The 17,268-nt window shown below is 35.6% G+C and carries 11 protein-coding genes; 6 read left to right on the top strand and 5 right to left on the bottom strand.

Annotation, left to right across the window (positions count from 1 at the left end; all coding sequences use genetic code 11):
• The first annotated feature begins 43 nt into the window (after window positions 1–43).
• From V3565_RS06085 to V3565_RS06075, 3 genes are all read left to right on the top strand, one after another.
• Window positions 44–277 (top strand): BolA/IbaG family iron-sulfur metabolism protein, encoded by a 234-nt coding sequence (locus tag V3565_RS06085; RefSeq protein WP_455478283.1) that lies wholly within the window; start codon window positions 44–46, stop codon window positions 275–277.
• A gap of 99 nt (window positions 278–376) precedes the next feature.
• Window positions 377–709 (top strand): Grx4 family monothiol glutaredoxin, encoded by a 333-nt coding sequence (gene grxD, locus V3565_RS06080; protein ID WP_455478881.1) that lies wholly within the window; start codon window positions 377–379, stop codon window positions 707–709.
• A 69-nt stretch (window positions 710–778) separates the two neighbouring features.
• Window positions 779–2,023: a multidrug effflux MFS transporter gene (locus tag V3565_RS06075; protein WP_455478282.1), complete on the top strand. Its 1,245-nt coding sequence runs from the start codon at window positions 779–781 to the stop codon at window positions 2,021–2,023.
• Window positions 2,024–2,117: 94 nt separating this feature from the next.
• Here the strand turns inward: V3565_RS06075 and parC are convergent, their stop codons facing one another.
• Together parC and aspS are read right to left on the bottom strand one after the other, a co-directional pair.
• On the bottom strand, window positions 2,118–4,367 hold the full coding sequence (parC, locus tag V3565_RS06070; RefSeq protein WP_455478281.1) for a DNA topoisomerase IV subunit A: 2,250 nt from the start codon (window positions 4,365–4,367) through the stop codon (window positions 2,118–2,120).
• A 446-nt stretch (window positions 4,368–4,813) separates the two neighbouring features.
• Window positions 4,814–6,604 (bottom strand): aspartate--tRNA ligase, encoded by a 1,791-nt coding sequence (aspS, locus tag V3565_RS06065; protein ID WP_455478280.1) that lies wholly within the window; start codon window positions 6,602–6,604, stop codon window positions 4,814–4,816.
• Between the two features lie 138 nt (window positions 6,605–6,742).
• Here aspS and rnd point away from each other — a divergent pair, with 138 nt between their 5' ends.
• Window positions 6,743–7,897 (top strand): ribonuclease D, encoded by a 1,155-nt coding sequence (rnd, locus tag V3565_RS06060; protein WP_455478880.1) that lies wholly within the window; start codon window positions 6,743–6,745, stop codon window positions 7,895–7,897.
• Between the two features lie 71 nt (window positions 7,898–7,968).
• Here the strand turns inward: rnd and ppx are convergent, their stop codons facing one another.
• Both ppx and V3565_RS06050 read right to left on the bottom strand, forming a co-directional pair.
• Complete coding sequence (gene ppx, locus V3565_RS06055) at window positions 7,969–9,480, bottom strand: exopolyphosphatase (RefSeq protein ID WP_455478279.1); 1,512 nt, start codon at window positions 9,478–9,480, stop codon at window positions 7,969–7,971.
• Window positions 9,481–9,485: 5 nt separating this feature from the next.
• A complete protein-coding gene (locus V3565_RS06050; protein ID WP_455478278.1) occupies window positions 9,486–11,666 on the bottom strand; it encodes an RNA degradosome polyphosphate kinase in 2,181 nt (726 codons plus the stop codon).
• Window positions 11,667–11,926: 260 nt separating this feature from the next.
• On the opposite strand from V3565_RS06050, the gene V3565_RS06045 reads away from it, so the two are divergent.
• Window positions 11,927–12,175, top strand: a complete 249-nt coding sequence (locus tag V3565_RS06045; RefSeq protein ID WP_455478277.1) for a zinc-finger domain-containing protein — start codon at window positions 11,927–11,929, stop codon at window positions 12,173–12,175.
• Between the two features lie 34 nt (window positions 12,176–12,209).
• A complete protein-coding gene (locus V3565_RS06040; protein ID WP_455478276.1) occupies window positions 12,210–13,469 on the top strand; it encodes an FAD-binding protein in 1,260 nt (419 codons plus the stop codon).
• Between the two features lie 179 nt (window positions 13,470–13,648).
• On the opposite strand, the gene dnaE is transcribed toward V3565_RS06040, so the two are convergent.
• The gene (dnaE, locus tag V3565_RS06035; RefSeq protein WP_455478879.1) at window positions 13,649–17,137 is read right to left on the bottom strand and encodes a DNA polymerase III subunit alpha; all 3,489 of its coding nucleotides are present in this window, start codon (window positions 17,135–17,137) and stop codon (window positions 13,649–13,651) included.
• Between the last annotated feature and the right edge of the window lie 131 nt (window positions 17,138–17,268).

Below are 17,268 nucleotides of genomic sequence, written 5' to 3'. Positions count from 1 at the left end.
TGCTATCCTCATGAAAAAGGTAAATATATAAAGGAGAATAATTATGGCAATGAGCGCTCATGCAATTGAAACTCTTATTCGTGAAGGAATCCCCGATGCAAAAGTAACAATTCGTGACCTTGCCGGAGATGGCGAGCATTACGCTGCAGAAGTTATTTCAGAAAGTTTTCGGGGCAAGAATCGTGTTCAACAACACAAAATGGTTTATGATGCTCTTAAAGGTAATATGGGAAATATACTCCATGCTTTAGCACTTCAAACAAATATCCCTGAATGATCTAAAAATTTTCTCTTGCATTCGTTTTATTAATACGATTTAAAGTATGATTGGTATGAGTGATAAACTCTTGTAAATCTTTGGTATTGAGGAATGAATATGACAATTACTCATGACTTTATTGATAATGAAATTAAAACAAATGACGTTGTTTTATTCATGAAAGGAACACCCAGCTCTCCACAATGTGGATTTTCTGGACAAGTTGTTCAGATCCTTGATTATCTAGGACTAAATTATAAAGGAATTAATATTTTAACCTCTAATGAATTGCGCCAAGGGATAAAAGATTACTCAAATTGGCCAACTATTCCACAACTTTACATTAAGGGCGAATTTATTGGTGGCTGCGATATCATTAAAGAAATGTTTCAAAGCAATGAGTTACAAGATCTTCTAAAAGAAAAAGGTATTTCCTTTAATATATCATAAATTATCTCTGCTCTTATTTAATTTTCCATAGAGTATTTTTTAACAAAAACCCTTATTTCATGGATGTGTATGTCGTATTCAATTAATGAACAAAAGCGTATAGATGCAATTAGACAAAAAATTGGATATAAAGAATTTGTGATTATCATTGCAGCGCTTATGGCAATTAATTCTATAGCTATTGATATTATGCTTCCTGCTATGCCTGATATTCTACAAAGCTTGCATATTGTTAACAATAATGATCAGCATTATATTATTTCTTGTTATCTTATCAGTTATGGTATCACACAAATATTTTTTGGACCAATAAGTGATCGTTACGGTAGGCGTAAACTTATTCTTATGGGTCTTGCCCTTTATTCATTTGCAGCTATTGGCTGTACCTTAGTATCAAGTTTTTCTATACTTCTTATTTTACGCATTTTGCAAGGTATTGGAGGAGCTGTTATGCGTGTGCTCACAGTTTCTATTGTACGAGACCTCTATGGTGGCCGAGAAATGGCAAAAGTGATGTCCACAGTCATGATGGTTTTTCTTATTGCAACAATGCTTGCACCAGCGACAGGACAAATAATTTTGTTGTTTGGAAACTGGAAATTTATTTTTATATTTATGGCAGTTGTTAGTTTTGGGTTAATGGCTTGGATTCAATTTCGTTTTCCAGAAACTCTACATACACAACAATCTCTTTCTTTTTCTTCTGTCAAAAAAAGTTTCAGGTTCGTCATATCTAATCGAACAATGCTCTGTTACACGCTTGCTACCTCTATCATTTTCGGTTGTATTTTTACTGCTATCAATACATCGCAACAGACATATGAAGGAATTTATAATTTTGGACTTTGGTTTCCTGTTGCGTTTGCAGCTGGTGCTGCATTCCAAGCTGTGTCTGCTTTTTTAAATTCTCGACTTGTCGAACGTTTTGGAATGCGGCAAATTGCTCATACTATGCTTCTTCTCTTTTGCGCTGTTTCAGGAATATGGTTTGTCAGCTCTATTTTGACAGGTGGCGTTATTCCTTCTTCTTTTTACATGTTGTTATACTGCATCTTGATGTTTGCATGTGGTGGTATTATAGCCAATTTTAATGCAATCTCTCTTGAATCTGTAGGAGAAATAGCAGGAACTGCATCGTCTGTATCTGGTTTTCTTCAAACATCTATTGGTACAGGTCTTGGCTTTTTCATCGCACAACAATTTGATGAAACAACAATTCCTAATTCAGCGGGATTTTTTTTTCTCAGCCTTATTGCCATACTTCTTGTATTATGGGCTGAACGTGGGCGTCTTTTTATGCAATACAATAGCTAATAAATAACACCATAAAAAGATTTAAAAACCCTCTCGATTATACAAAATAAAGAAAAATTTGAAAACTCTCTCTGTTGTATTTCTTTGTGCTATGTTAATTAGCAAATTTTCCTGATTTTGGAAATCCTTTTGGAACCAAACGTCCTATGCCGGCACGCATTCCCATCCATTCAATGAGATCATCAGCCTTACGGCTAAAGATACGATCAGCTGTATCTTGCCAACTTAAACCTTCTGCTAAATTAAAAGTTTTAGCGTCAACAATCCCCCCATCCTTATAACGTTGAAGACGAATACCCTTACCGCGACTCATTTCTGGAATTTGCTCAACAGAAAAAATAAGCATTTTACGGTTTTCTCCAACGAGTGCAACGTAATCACCTTCTACTGGAATGCAAAGTTTGACTTTATCAGAAAATTTTACATTCATTACTTGCTTTCCTTTTCGTGTATTAGCAATCACTTCAGGTTCGGAAATAATGAAACCATTTCCACAAGATGAAATCAAAAGCCGTTTCCCCTGTGCATTATACACAAAAGCCGTAAGGATATCATGCTCATTATCCATATCAACTAAAATACGAATTGGTTCACCATGTCCCCGCCCTCCAGGTAAGCTATGAGCGCTAATAGTAAAAAATTTTCCACCAGTGCTCACCACCATAATCTTATCAGTAGTAAATGCTGAAAATGCTAATTTTAAACAATCTCCTTCTTTAAAAGAAAGTGCTTTATAATCACCCAAATGCCCTTTTAAAGCACGCATCCATCCTTTTTCAGAAATAACGATAGTTACTGGTTCTTTTTCAATCATTGCCTGATTAATATCATCAATATTGTGCTTCGGCGCTTTTTCAAATGTTGTACGTCTTTTGCCTAAAAAGGTTTCAGGACCAAATATCTTACGAACTTTTATGATTTCTTCTGAAATTATTTTCCATTGCTTTTCGTTAGATACCAATAAATTTTGTAATTTTTCTTGTTCAATTTTCAAAGCTCCAAATTCTTTACGAATTTCAAATTCCTCAAGTTTACGTAAAGAACGCAATCGCATATTAAGGATGGCTTCAGCTTGATTTTCCGTTAACTTAAAATGTACAATCAATTCTTTTTTGGGGTCATCTTCCTCACGAATAATCCGAATTACTTCATCAAGATTTAAATATGCTATAAGATATCCATGTAAGATTTCTAATCTGCAATCAATCTTATCAAGTTGATAGCCTGAACGACGAATAAGAACTTCTTTACGATGTGCAAGCCATTGCTGCAAACTTTCACGCAAAGAAAGAACATTTGGAACTTTTCCTAAAGATAAGACATTGAGATTGAGGGGAAATCTTACTTCAAAATCAGTTAATTTAAAAAGTGATTCCATTAAAAATTCAGGATCAACGGTACGATTTTTGGGAACAAGTACAATACGGATATCTTCTGCCGATTCATCCTGAATATCCTCCAGCATTGGTAAACGCCGTGTAAGCAACAATTCTGCTGTTTTTTCAACAAGGCGTGACTTTTGAATCTGATATGGAATTTCAGTAACAACAATTACATAAGATCCGCGGTTACCAAATTCCTTATGCCAACGCGAACGCAATCGAAAAAAACCACGTCCCGTACGATAAGATTCTTCAATGCTTTCTTTTGGCTCGACCAAAATGCCTCCTGTTGGAAAATCAGGTCCTAGAACAAACTGATTCAACTCTTCATCATTTACATCAGGATTAAAAATCAAATGCAGTGCTGCATCACATAATTCAGCAACATTATGTGGTGGAATAGATGTGGCCATACCAACAGCAATCCCTGACGAACCATTAGCCAAAAGATTAGGAAAAGCTCCAGGTAAAACAACAGGCTCTTTATCTTCTTCGTTATAGGTTAAACGAAAATCAATGGCGTTTTCACTAATCCCCTCAAGCAGCAACGCAGCAACTTCAGTCATACGTGCTTCTGTATAACGCATAGCAGCAGCATTATCACCATCAATATTACCAAAATTACCTTGTCCATCAATCAATGGATAACGAACAGCAAAACTCTGAGCCAAACGCACCAATGCATCATAAATAGATGCATCCCCATGAGGATGAAACTTTCCCATTACATCACCAACAATCCGTGCACATTTAGCATAAGACTGTCCAGGATTAAGCTTAAGTAAACGCATAGCATGCACAATGCGTCTATGTACTGGTTTCAACCCATCACGTACGTCAGGTAATGCTCGATGAGTGATGGTAGAAAGAGCATAAGACAAATAGCGTTCTTGTAAAGCAGAACGTAATTCTATTGGCTCAATATGTTCTTCATTAAAAGGTAAACTCATTTTATCAAACACAATATTAGAACAAAAATTTCCCAAATAATAAGAAATTATTCTGTAAGATCTATTAAATAAAACTTTTGTAAATATGCTATTTTATTAAAAATTGATCATAAAAAATAAGCATTGTCATTAAAACATGAACGGAAAATTATATCAATTTAAAAAACTTACACGTATACTTCATTATTTATTTTAGCAAAAAACACAAGTACAACATTATGATAAATATATATTATAAATAAACCTGAAATAAGAAAATAAAAAACTATACATCAAGTAATTTAAAAATAAACAAAAATAACTTTTTTATTTTTAAATATTTATTAAATATAAATCTAATAAAATGGCGCTTTTTATACTAAGAAATATAATTGTACCTCCTAAATAAACTTCATAAAGTACTAAAAATTTTGTTACACACAAAAAATAACATTAATATTCTTTCATAACTAATTTTATTAGTCATTCTTAGCAGCAGGAATAACTCTAATTGATAAATCACGTAATTGTGTAGCAGAAACATCAGATGGAGCACTCATCAAAAGATCCAATGCTTGCTGATTCATGGGGAATAGAGCAACTTCACGCAAATTCTCTACACCTTGCAAAAGCATAACAATACGATCAATACCTGCTGCCATACCACCATGAGGTGGAGCCCCATAATGAAAAGCGCGATAAAGACCTCCAAAACGATTCTCTACTACCTCTTTAGAAAGTCCAGCAAGATTAAAAGCCTTTAGCATCATTTCTGGTGAATGGTTACGGATTCCACCTGATGCAATCTCATAACCATTGCACACGAGATCATATTGAAAAGCTTTAAGAGTAAGAGGATCTTGACAATCAAAAGCATTCTTTCCACCCTGAGGCAGGGAAAAAGGATTATGCGCAAAATCAAGCTTTTTTTCATCTTCGTTCCATTCAAAAAATGGAAAATCAACTATCCACGCTAAAGAAAAACATTCTTGATCGATAAGGTTTAATTCTTCTCCTATCTTTGTACGCGCTGCTCCTGCAAAAGATAAAAATTTCTTTGGATTTCCTGCAACAAAAAAACAAGCATCTCCACTTTCAAGTCCAAGCTGCATACGGATAGCTTCTGTTCTTTGCTCACCAATATTTTTGGCGATCGGTCCTGCTCCTTCAAACTTCTCTTGTTCTTTTCGCCAAAAAATATAGCCGAGTCCAGGTTGTCCTTCACTTTGTGCCCATACATTCATACGATCACAAAAAGCACGATTTCCACCCGTTTTAGCTGGAATGGCCCACACTTGTGCATTTTGATCGTTTTTTAAAATCTGAGAAAAAACTTTAAAACCAGAATCATAAAAATGTTGAGAAACATCTTCTATAATAATGGGATTACGCAAATCAGGTTTATCAGAACCATATTTTTGCATTGCCTCATCGTACGAAATACGGGGAAAGCTTTGTGTTACAGACTTTCCATCTGCAAATTCTTCAAAAATAGAACGTATAATAGGTTCCATTGTGATAAAAACATCTTCTTGTTCAACAAAGCTCATTTCAATATCTAATTGATAAAATTCACCTGGAAGACGATCTGCCCGTGGATCTTCATCTCTAAAACACGGAGCAATTTGAAAATAACGATCAAAACCCGACATCATCAACAACTGTTTGTATTGTTGAGGTGCTTGTGGCAATGCATAAAATTTTCCTGGATGAATACGACTTGGAACCAAAAAATCACGCGCGCCTTCTGGTGATGATGCTGTCAAAAGTGGCGTAGTAAATTCTATAAAACCATTATCCTGCATATATCGTCTCATAGCAGCAATAATTTCAGTACGACGCATTATATTTCTGTGCATAGTTTCTCGACGTAAATCAAGAAAACGATACTGCAATCGAATATTTTCTGGATAATCAGGTTCACCAAAAACAGGTAAAGGAAGCTCATCAGACTTAGAAAGAATTTCAACCTCTTTCACAAAAATTTCAATCTCACCCGTTGGAAGAGCTGTATTAATAACTTCATCAGAACGTGCGCATACTTTCCCATCTACACGAATAACCCATTCAGAACGCACCTTTTCCATGACTTTAAAAGCTGGTGAATTAGGATTAGCAACGATTTGCGTGATCCCGAAATGATCACGTAAATCTACAAAAAGGATTCCTCCATGATCACGAACACGATGAACCCACCCCGAAAGACGAACCTGTGTTCCCACATCACACTTACGGAGAGCAGCGCAATTATGACTACGATAACGGTGCATAGTTTTTGCCTTTGATGATATTATAAATTATAACATGCGTTACAAACGCTTTTTAATAGCCATTTGTCAAGAACATGACTGCAAAAATTAAAAAAAATACAACACCAAGACAAATTTAATTTATCTTGTTATAATAAAATTATGAAACTTATTACACAAACAAAAGATCTTGAAATTTCTATTGCTGCTTTACGTACATCTAATTTTGTAACAGTAGATACCGAATTTATCCGTGAAACAACTTTTTGGCCTCAGCTATGTTTGATACAGCTTGCATCACAAGATGCTACAGTGCTCATTGATCCAATAGCACAAAATATTGACCTACAACAATTTTTTGATTTAATGATAGATGAAAAAATTGTTAAAGTTTTTCACGCTGCGCGACAAGACATTGAAACTATTTATCATCTTGGAGGAGTCATTCCTTATCCTATTTTTGATACACAAGTGGCAGGATCTATCTGCGGGTTTGGTGATTCTATTTCCTATGATCAAATTGTACAACGCTGTACAGGCCACCATATTGACAAATCATCTCGTTTTACAGATTGGAGCTATCGTCCTCTTTCGCAAAAACAATTACTCTACGCGCTTTCTGATGTGACTTACCTAAGAGATGTGTACCTAACATTAAAAAAACAACTAGAAAAAAATAACCGCACACACTGGATGGATGACGAAATAGCGATTCTATTAGCCCCTAAAACTTATGATATGCCAGAAAATGAAGCATGGAAAAAAGTAAAAGGGAAAGTAAAAAAACTCCGTGAACTCGCCGTATTACAAAAAATAGCAGCTTGGCGTGAACGTGAAGCGCGAAGATATAATCTTCCGCGCCGCCATATCATGAAAGATGAATGTCTTATCGAAATTGCAATTCAACAACCAAAAGATGAATTAGCGCTAAAACGTTTACGAAGTCTCAATAAAAACTGGGATAAATTATCAATAACGAAAACGTTAATCCAAGCCATACACGAAGGCTTAAATGTTGATATTTCTACTTTACCTGCTTTTCCTAAGCATAACCCCATTAACGAGACAACAGCTGTTGTTGTCGATCTTCTCAAAGTCTTATTAAAACTTGTCGCAAACGAAAACAGCATTGCACCTAAAATTATTGCTACATCTGATGATTTAGAAAAAATTGCAAATGGTAATACGAAACACAGCATTCCAGCCATGAATGGTTGGCGCTATGAAATATTTGGTAAAAAAGCTGAAAAAATGCTTAAAGGAGAAATAGGGCTTTATTTTAATAATGGAAAAGTAAGCACTAAAGCACTTTAATTCATAAAAAAAATTTCAATTATCTATACTATGAATTCCTAAGAAATTTAACTAAACATCATCCTAGTATATCAAGATACTTCAAATGCAAGGGGTAATTTTACTATTTTTGATAATTTATTTAACCGCTCCAGTGGACGTTCTCCTATTAAATCAGCATAACGTATCGGAATGTGCAGTGCAACATGATCTAGTTTTTTACGCCACGACAAATTTGGTAAAATTCCTGCAGTAGAAGCGCTAAATAGGTTAGCAACACGCATCGTTCCACCAAGAATACATGCTTTCTCAAATATATTTCTAGTTGCTAAATGAAAAATAACTGGAGATTCTTTATTAATTAATGAACCTGTATTACGAAAAAAAACAGCTAGTGCAGCATAAACACGCCCTTCATGAGAAATTCCAGGATAAGACCCTAACGCTATCTGATGAGCTGCCTCATTACCTCGATAATCTGGATGTATACGCCAACCAATATCAGCAAGAAGACAAGCAGCTTTACGGTAACGACACTCATTTTCAGTTTCAGAAATTCCAAAAGCTTCAAATGCATTCGTAGTAAAATCGATCAATTCTTCTGCTTGCTTTGGCGAACGTGCTCGTAGAATGGCCATTTCCGTACATGCTGTAATTAAAGAATCTGAGCGACGTGCCTCGTTCGACAATCGTGAATAAAGAAAACCTTCACGTACTCCAGCTCCGGAAAAAATTATATTTTCAAACTCCATAAATTTAATAAGCTCAATGAGAATGATTGCTCCGTAAGATAAAAGTTGACGACGATTCTTTGAAATAGCCGAAATCCCCTGCATATTGTCGATACCACCTCTTACCACAAGCTGCAAAAAATTTTCCATTTCAGTTGCATCAACTTCATAGCCATGCATAACAGGTAATGGATAATTTTTTGTTGCCATATGAAGTTTTGCTAAATTACGCCAAGTCCCTCCTACTGCATAAAAACAACGTGCCATACCTTTACGTATGAAATCAGCTTTACAAAGATTCTCATGCACAATCTTTGCTGCTTCAGTAATATCACCATTTGACATGTACTGTAACCGTAAACCACCTAATGGCAGAGTTATTCCTTCACCCACGTTAGAATCACAAATATCAATCAGTTCAAGACTACCACCACCGAGATCACCCAAAATACCGTTAGGTTGGTAAAAAGTTGAAATGACTCCATACGCCGAATAAAAAGCCTCTTCATTTCCTGAAAGAAGATGTATTTTATTTTGTAAAATATTCTCGGCATTATGAATAAATGCTGACCCATTTTTTGCTTCTCGTGCTGCTGCTGTTGCTAAAGTATAGACCTCATCTGCTCCAATTTGTTGACAAAGTGCACGAAACCGTTTCAGTGTTCGCAGCGCCATTTCGCTAGATTTTTCTTCTAAAAATCCATTTTTTGCAACACCTTGACCAAGACCACAAAGAATCTTTTCATTAAATAAAACAGTCGGTGAACGGACGAGACCTTCATAAATAACAAGTCGAACAGAATTCGAACCAATATCAATAACAGCTATAGGCTTACGCCCTTTTAGCCGACCTTGAGCGTTTATATATGTCATTGGATTTAGTCTTTATGCACTTTGGCTTGCAGCCGATGCAACGCAACCAGACGCGAAGCAGAAGGCTCAAAAGACTTTGTCCACTCTGAAAGACCTGCGTTGGTCATAAAATACTCCTGCGCATTAAACGCACTCTCACCTTCTTGTAGTGCAATACGTTTTGATGTTCCATCTCTCAATATATCAAAGCTTTGCTGATTATCAATAATATTAGCCAGCATAATTTGTAAAATAATCTGCTTACGAACTATTTTATTAAAAACTGGAACTAATATTTCAATACGATGATCAAGATTACGAGGCATCATATCAGCTGATCCCAAATAAACAAGTGCATTCTCACTTGGCAAATCCTCACCATTACCAAAACAAAAAATACGACTATGCTCAAGAAACCGCCCTACAATAGATTTTACACGAATATTGTCCGAAATTCTTGGAATATTAGGACGCAAACAACAGATGCCACGCACAACCAAATCAATTTGAACACCTACTTGACTGGCGCGATATAAAGCATCAATAATCTCAGGATCAACCAATGAATTAATTTTCATCCAAATGGCAGCAAACCGCCCTTGTTTCGCATTAATAATCTCTCCTTCGATATGCTCAAGAATACGGCTGCGCAATGTTAAAGGTGAAAACGCAATTTTCATTGTTTCATTCGGCTGCTCATATTTGGCAATATAATTAAAAAGTAATGCCACATCATGACCAATATCATCATCGGTAGTAAAAAAAGAAAGATCGGTATAAACTTTTGCATTAACTGGATGATAATTACCGGTTCCAAGATGGACATAAAAACGATGACGATCCCCTTCACGTCTTGTAACAAGTGATATCTTAGCGTGTGTTTTTAAAGTAATAAAACCAAAAAAAACTTGAACACCGGCACGTTCAAGATCACGTGCCCAGCGAATATTAGCCTCTTCATCAAAACGTGCTTTAAGTTCTACTAAAGCGGTTACAGACTTGCCCTTTTTGGCTGCATCGATCAAAGCTCTGATAATTGGACTATTATTTGATGTACGATAAAGAGTTTGCTTAATTTCAACGACATCAGGATCTGCAGCAGCTTGATATAAAAACTGTACCACAACATCAAACGATTCATAAGGATGGTGAAGTACAATATCCCTTTCACGAATGGCTGCGAAACAATCACCATTATGCTGATTAATACATTCAGGAAATTTAGGATTATGAGGAACAAATTTTAAATCATTGCGTGGAATAGAAACGATTTCTGACATCATACTTAATGCCAAAAAGCCATTTAGAATACTGATACGATCATCAGAAACAGCAAGCCCATTTATTATAAATTGACGTAAATTTTTAGGCATTCTCGTGTCAAATTCAATTTGAATAACTTGACCTCGATGACGCCTTTTAAGGGCAGTTTCAAAAAAACGAACCAAATCTTCAGCTTCTTCTTCTACTTCAATATCACTATCACGAATTACCCTAAATGTACCAATTCCATCAACTTCATAACTAGGAAATGCACGATGAATAAAAAGGCGAACAACATCTTCAAATGCAATAAAACGAAAACCATTTCCTTTTTTAGGAAGAAGAATAAAACGCTTCAATGTAGTTGGTACCCGCAGGATCATTACCATAGGACGCCAATCATCATTCCGTAACAAATGAAGTGCTACAGAAAAACCTAAATTAGGAATAAATGGAAAAGGATGAGCGGTATCAATATACAAAGGCTTTAAATTAGGGAAGATTGTATGAAGAAAATGTCCTTCGAGCCACGATTTTTCAATTTCAGATAGCTCTTGAGAATCCACAATTTCAATGTCATTTTGTTTTAATTCAAGACGCAACTCATCCAATGCTTGTTGTTGATTCTTTTGCATATTGAAAATTTCAGCTAGCACAAAATCCAATTGCTCCTGCGGTGTGTGCCCATCTGCGCTACATTCTGTAGTCCCAGCACGAATTTGAGCAGCAAGACCAGCAACACGAACCATAAAAAATTCATCGAGATTTTTTGCTGAGATTGACAGAAATCGTACCCGTTCCAATAAAGGATGCTTAGAATTCATAGCTTCCATCAAAACACGATTATTAAATTGTAGCCATGAAAATTCTCGATTAACAAACCGTGTCGGACTTTGCATTGTTACATCTAATGTAGAAACCTGATCTGTTACCGTTTGTTCCATATATTTTACACAGTCTCCCTTATATTGTTGAAAATTTTTATGAACAAATATCCCGTATAACGCTTTAAGATATTTTACCGTAACCATATTATCGATAATCTATCTTTTATCACTGATGATGATATTTTAAATAATTGAAATCATTCTCATGCACAATTGTCTTAACAAGAACCTTGCATTATAATAAACTTTGTTACAGACTAATGGATACAGAATATAGATCACTACTTATCAGGTTACATATCTGGAGTTTTTATGTAATGACTAACCATAATATTCCCCATTTCCAAAATGATCTTGGGTACAAAATAATAAATGTTGGTGTAAAAGAATTTATGTGCGTGGGAGCCACACAGCCATTCGATCATCCACATATCTTTATAGATATGGGATCAGCGGATGAAAAACTTTGTCCTTATTGTTCAACGCGTTATCGCTATGATCCCTCGCTGCAATATGATCAAACAAATCCCACAGGGTGTTTATACCATTCCAATAATCATGCGTAATATATTGCATACCTTATTCAATATAAAATAACCAATGAACCAATCACCAATTATTATAGGAGCAGGTATTGCAGGTTTGAGCTCTGCTTTAGCGTTAGCTTACAAAGGAATCGCAAGCACCCTTATAGAAAAGCAAAAACATCTTGATATTGTAGGTGCTGGCATTCAGTTAACCCCAAATGCAACGTGTATTCTTGATCGTTGGGGAACTCTTAATCAACTCTTAGAAGTGGGTGTAATACCGCATTTTCTTGAATTAAGAAATGGCGTATCTTTAAAAATACATCTACGCGCAAATCTCATGAACTTATCTGAAAAACACTGGAAATCTCCTTATCTCACGGTTCACAGAGCTGATCTACAAAAAGTCTTGTACAATGCTGTTATTGCAAATCCCCTTATAAAATATAAACCAGGGGAGGCTATTATATCAGATGTCAAAATGGCAACCAATAACATTAACCTAAAAACAGTAAAAACAGATTCAGCGACCAAAATACAACAACATCAATTTTATTCAACACCCCTCCTTATTGGATGCGACGGAGTTTGGTCAACATTACGGAAATTAGCTCCTTTTCATGAAAAAGCAAGTTTTAGTGGCTTCATTGCTTGGCGTGCAACAATCAAATTTCAAAATCTTCCTAAAAACTTTCGTTCTTTATTGCAAGATATAAAGACAATTACTGCTTGGATGGGACCTAAAAATCATCTTATTATTTATCCTATTAAGTCAGAAATGGTTTTTAATTTTGTAGCTATAACGCCCGGAAACAGATCAGAAGAAGAATGGAATCACAAAGGAAAAAAAGAAAAACTTAAATCTCTTTTTGAAGGATGGAATTTTCAAATTTTACAAATTTTTGATCAGATTGATGAATGGAGCTACTGGCCACTCTTTCAAATGAAACATAATCGTTTTTTAGGACTAGATCGGCAAGTATTTGTTGGTGATTGTGCACATGCAGCACTCCCTTTTGCAGCACAAGGAGCTGCTATGGCGATAGAAGATGCTGCTACATTAGCAGAAGTTCTCTCTATTCAAGATCTTTCACAAATTGAATCTCTTTCACTCTACGAAAAGATACGAGCTCCTCGTATTACAGCAGTTAAAAAACGTGGAAATTTTAATAAAATAGCATACCATGCCACTGGTTCCATAGCAGTTGCACGTAATTTTATAATGAAAATCCGTAAACCAGAAAGCGTTATGTCTAGCCTTGATTGGCTTTATATGTATGATGCTGTAAATTTCACGAAAAATGAGATAAAAAATTTTAATGCAAACCGATAAAAATTCAAATTTTCAATGACCTTGAAGATTATTCATAAAGGAATAGATGAGTTTTGTTCTTCTCTATATTAAAACTACACTCTTTCTTACCTAAAAAAACTTCCAGAATTTATAATTTTATTAAAAATACAATTCTTTCTCTAATAAAGTAAAGACACTTCTCAAATGAACCCATTAATTTAAATTAACTCCACATCAACAACGCCACGAATTGATCTCATAATCTTCGCCACATGTGAATTGACCTTATATCGCTTTGGAAGCGAAATTTCAATTTCCCGTAGTCCATCTTCCTGAACGAAAATAAGTCCTACCTCTCCATTACCACCAGACTTTAGATTCTGATCAATTTGTGGAAGCGTATCAACTGTTTTTATAAAAAGACGCATCATTTTATAATGATGTAATGCTTCTTTTTCTAGCGATTGGGCTGTTTCAAGTCGTAAACTAATCCCCTCTGAGCGATTTTCTGCAGTCACTGTAAGGATAAAAGACTTTCCGAGTTCTAACATATCTTCATAAACCAAAAGCTCCTCAGAAAATAAAACTGTTTCATACTGTCCACTTGTATCAGAAAATTGAATAATCCCCATTTTTTTGCCAGATTTCGTTCTACGGATCTGCTTTGCGACTACAGTTCCAGCAAGCCGAGCAGCAATTGCTCCTCCTTTAATTGAATTTGAAAAATTTACCCAAGTCTGAATACGTTTTTTTGTGAGAATAGCTTGATACTCATCCAGAGGATGAGCAGAAAAATAAAAACCTATTACTTGAAATTCTCGATAAAGTTTTTCAGCATGTGACCAAGGAGAAGCTTGCGACAAAATTAACGGCTCTTTTAGCTTACCTGTTATCCCAAATATATCAATCTGCCCGCTAGAATCATCATCAATAACACGGAGTGCACGTGCATGAAGAGTTCCAAAACTCGCTAATAAAACCTCACGTTCAATATTAAAACAATCAAAAGCACCAGCACAAATTAGATTTTCCATTGCACGTTTATTAACAATACGAGGATCAATACGATCAAAAAAGTCTTCCAAATCTCTAAAAATCTTATTTCCACGACACGCTACAATATGATCAACAACTGCTTCACCCACACCTTTAATAGCAGCAAGAGAATAATAAATACAATTTTCACCGACTTCAAAAATACGATGTGATGTTTGGACACAAGGTGCAATAACTTCAATACCTAATCTTAATGCTTCACGTCGAAAATCATTTAACTTATCCATATTTGTCATATCATACGTCATTGAAGCAGCTAAAAATTCAACTGGATAATGCGCTTTCATATAAGCTGTTTGATAAGAAACAATCGCATAAGCAGCAGCGTGTGATTTATTAAAACCGTAATCTGCAAATTTTGCTAAAAGATCAAAAATAGTATTCGCTTGTCCCTTATCAACACCACCAGTAACAGCTCCGTTTACAAAACGTGCACGTTGCTTTTGCATCTCTTTGTGGATTTTTTTACCCATAGCTCGACGCAATAAATCTGCTTCCCCAAGTGAATAACCAGAAAGCACCTGAGCAATTTGCATTACCTGTTCTTGATACACAATAACTCCTTGTGTTTCTTCAACAAGATGATCTATTTTAGGATGAATAGAAGTAATCTTCTTTTCTCCGTGTTTGCGTGCATTATATGTTGGAATATTTTCCATTGGACCAGGGCGATAAAGCGCAACGAGTGCGATAATATCTTCGATGCGATCTGGCTTCATACCAATCAGTGCCTTACGCATACCAGAACTTTCAACTTGAAATACACCAACAGTTTCACCACGCGCCATCATAGCGTAAGTTGCTTCATCATCCAGAGGAAGATGCGACAAGTCTATTTTGATCCCCTTTCTTGCAACAAAATCTATAGCCATTTTTAAAACAGTAAGCGTTTTTAATCCAAGAAAATCAAATTTTACCAACCCAGCCTGTTCAACATATTTCATATTAAATTGAGTCACAGGCATATCAGAACGAGGATCGCGATACATCGGCACAAGCTCAGACAGCGGACGATCACCGATAACAATCCCTGCAGCATGAGTTGATGCATGACGATAAAGACCTTCCAGCTGAAGTGCGATATCTAAAACTCGTCCAATGACAGGATCTTTTCTTTTTTCTTCCTCAAATTTTGGTTCATCTTTGATAGCATCAGCTAATTCGACTTGATTCCCAGGCGTAGCAGGAATTAATTTTGTGAGATAATCTACTTGACGATATGGAATTTCCAAAACCCGCCCAACATCACGCAATACAGCACGTGCCTGCAATTTACCAAACGTAATAATTTGAGCAACTTGGTCACGTCCATATTTGTTTTGAACATAATGAATCACTTCTTCACGTCTTTCCTGACAAAAATCAATATCAAAATCTGGCATCGAAACACGATCTGGATTGAGAAAACGTTCAAATAGAAGAGAAAAACGCAATGGATCAATATCAGTTATTGTAAGTGCATAAGCAACAAGTGAACCAGCACCAGAGCCACGTCCTGGACCAACAGGAATATCATGAATTTTTGCCCACTTTATAAAATCTGAAACGATAAGGAAATAACCAGAAAATTTCATACGCGTAATAACTGAAATTTCATAATCAAGCCTTTCCTCATAATCTCTAACTGTGTATCCTTCTGCTGCCCCAATTGTCTTAAGTCGTATTTTTAAGCCATCTTTAGCCTGATTTAACAATTCAGTATCTTCTTCTTCTAAAGTTAAATTTGAATCTACAGACTGCTTTATAAAACGAGGCAAAATTGGTTTCCGAATTGGTGTAGCAAAATGACAACGCAATGCTATTTCAACGCTGTTTTCCAAAGCTTCTGGAAGATCAGAAAATAATGCAACCATTTCATCTTGTGACTTTAAATAGTGATCCGGTGTCATACGTTTGCGCTCTGGATTAGAGACAATTTGCCCTTCTGCAACCGCCATAAGTGCATCATGAGCTTCATATCCTTCTCTGTTGAGAAAAAAAGCCTCATTAGTTGCAACAAGAGGAATTTCATATCCATAAGCCAATTCAATAAGTGCAGCCTCTACTTTTCGGTCATAAGAACCATGTCGTTGTAATTCCACGTAAAGACGATCACCAAAAATTTTTTTCAAATAAGCTAAGCGATCAATAGCGCGTTTTTTTCTATCTTCTGCCAAAGATGAATTAATAGGCCCCCCCCTGCCACCAGTTAAAGCAATTATGCCGTCATTGTGTGATAACAACCAATCTGCTTTAATATGAGGAGGATCAGTATCATGATTATCAAGATAAGCACGACTGACAAGACGAACTAAATGAGCGTAACCAATTTCACTAGCAGCTAACAAAACAATAGAACAAAAATCAGAAGAATTGCGCCATTTAATTGAACCAAAATTACTACTTTCATCGCCAAAATCAATTGCGATCTGGCAACCAATAATAGGTTGAATACCATGAGAAAAACAATGTTGTGAAAATTCCAAAGCACCAAATAAATTATTGGTATCTGTAATAGCAACCGATGGCATATTATCAGCAATTGCATGCTGAATAATTTGTGGGATTTTTAAAGCCCCTTCGAGCAACGAATACGCAGAATGTACTCTTAAATGAATAAAACGCGGAAAAAAATTATTATCATCTCGTATTTTACTTTTATTTTCTGACACTATCATAATTTCCTGTTATAAAATAAATGTAAAATCATGGCTCTTATCTTTCTCATAACAAAGATCGTTTTATCTCATAATGCTCTTAAATCTATCAATTCATGACTCTATCATTCAGAAAAAAATTTATT

The organism is Bartonella sp. B10, from assembly GCF_053794435.1.
The sequence above is the reverse complement of the archived record's forward strand: the minus strand, read 5'-3'. Positions and strand labels throughout refer to the sequence as shown.

Coding starts and splice junctions, on each gene's coding strand:
- V3565_RS06075 (WP_455478282.1), top strand. CDS start 779: ATGTCGTATTCAATTAATGAACAAAAGCGTATAGATGCAATTAGACAA.
- V3565_RS06040 (WP_455478276.1), top strand. CDS start 12,210: ATGAACCAATCACCAATTATTATAGGAGCAGGTATTGCAGGTTTGAGC.
- V3565_RS06045 (WP_455478277.1), top strand. CDS start 11,927: ATGACTAACCATAATATTCCCCATTTCCAAAATGATCTTGGGTACAAA.
- ppx (WP_455478279.1), bottom strand. CDS start 9,480: ATGACATATATAAACGCTCAAGGTCGGCTAAAAGGGCGTAAGCCTATA.
- V3565_RS06085 (WP_455478283.1), top strand. CDS start 44: ATGGCAATGAGCGCTCATGCAATTGAAACTCTTATTCGTGAAGGAATC.
- aspS (WP_455478280.1), bottom strand. CDS start 6,604: ATGCACCGTTATCGTAGTCATAATTGCGCTGCTCTCCGTAAGTGTGAT.
- grxD (WP_455478881.1), top strand. CDS start 377: ATGACAATTACTCATGACTTTATTGATAATGAAATTAAAACAAATGAC.
- V3565_RS06050 (WP_455478278.1), bottom strand. CDS start 11,666: ATGGAACAAACGGTAACAGATCAGGTTTCTACATTAGATGTAACAATG.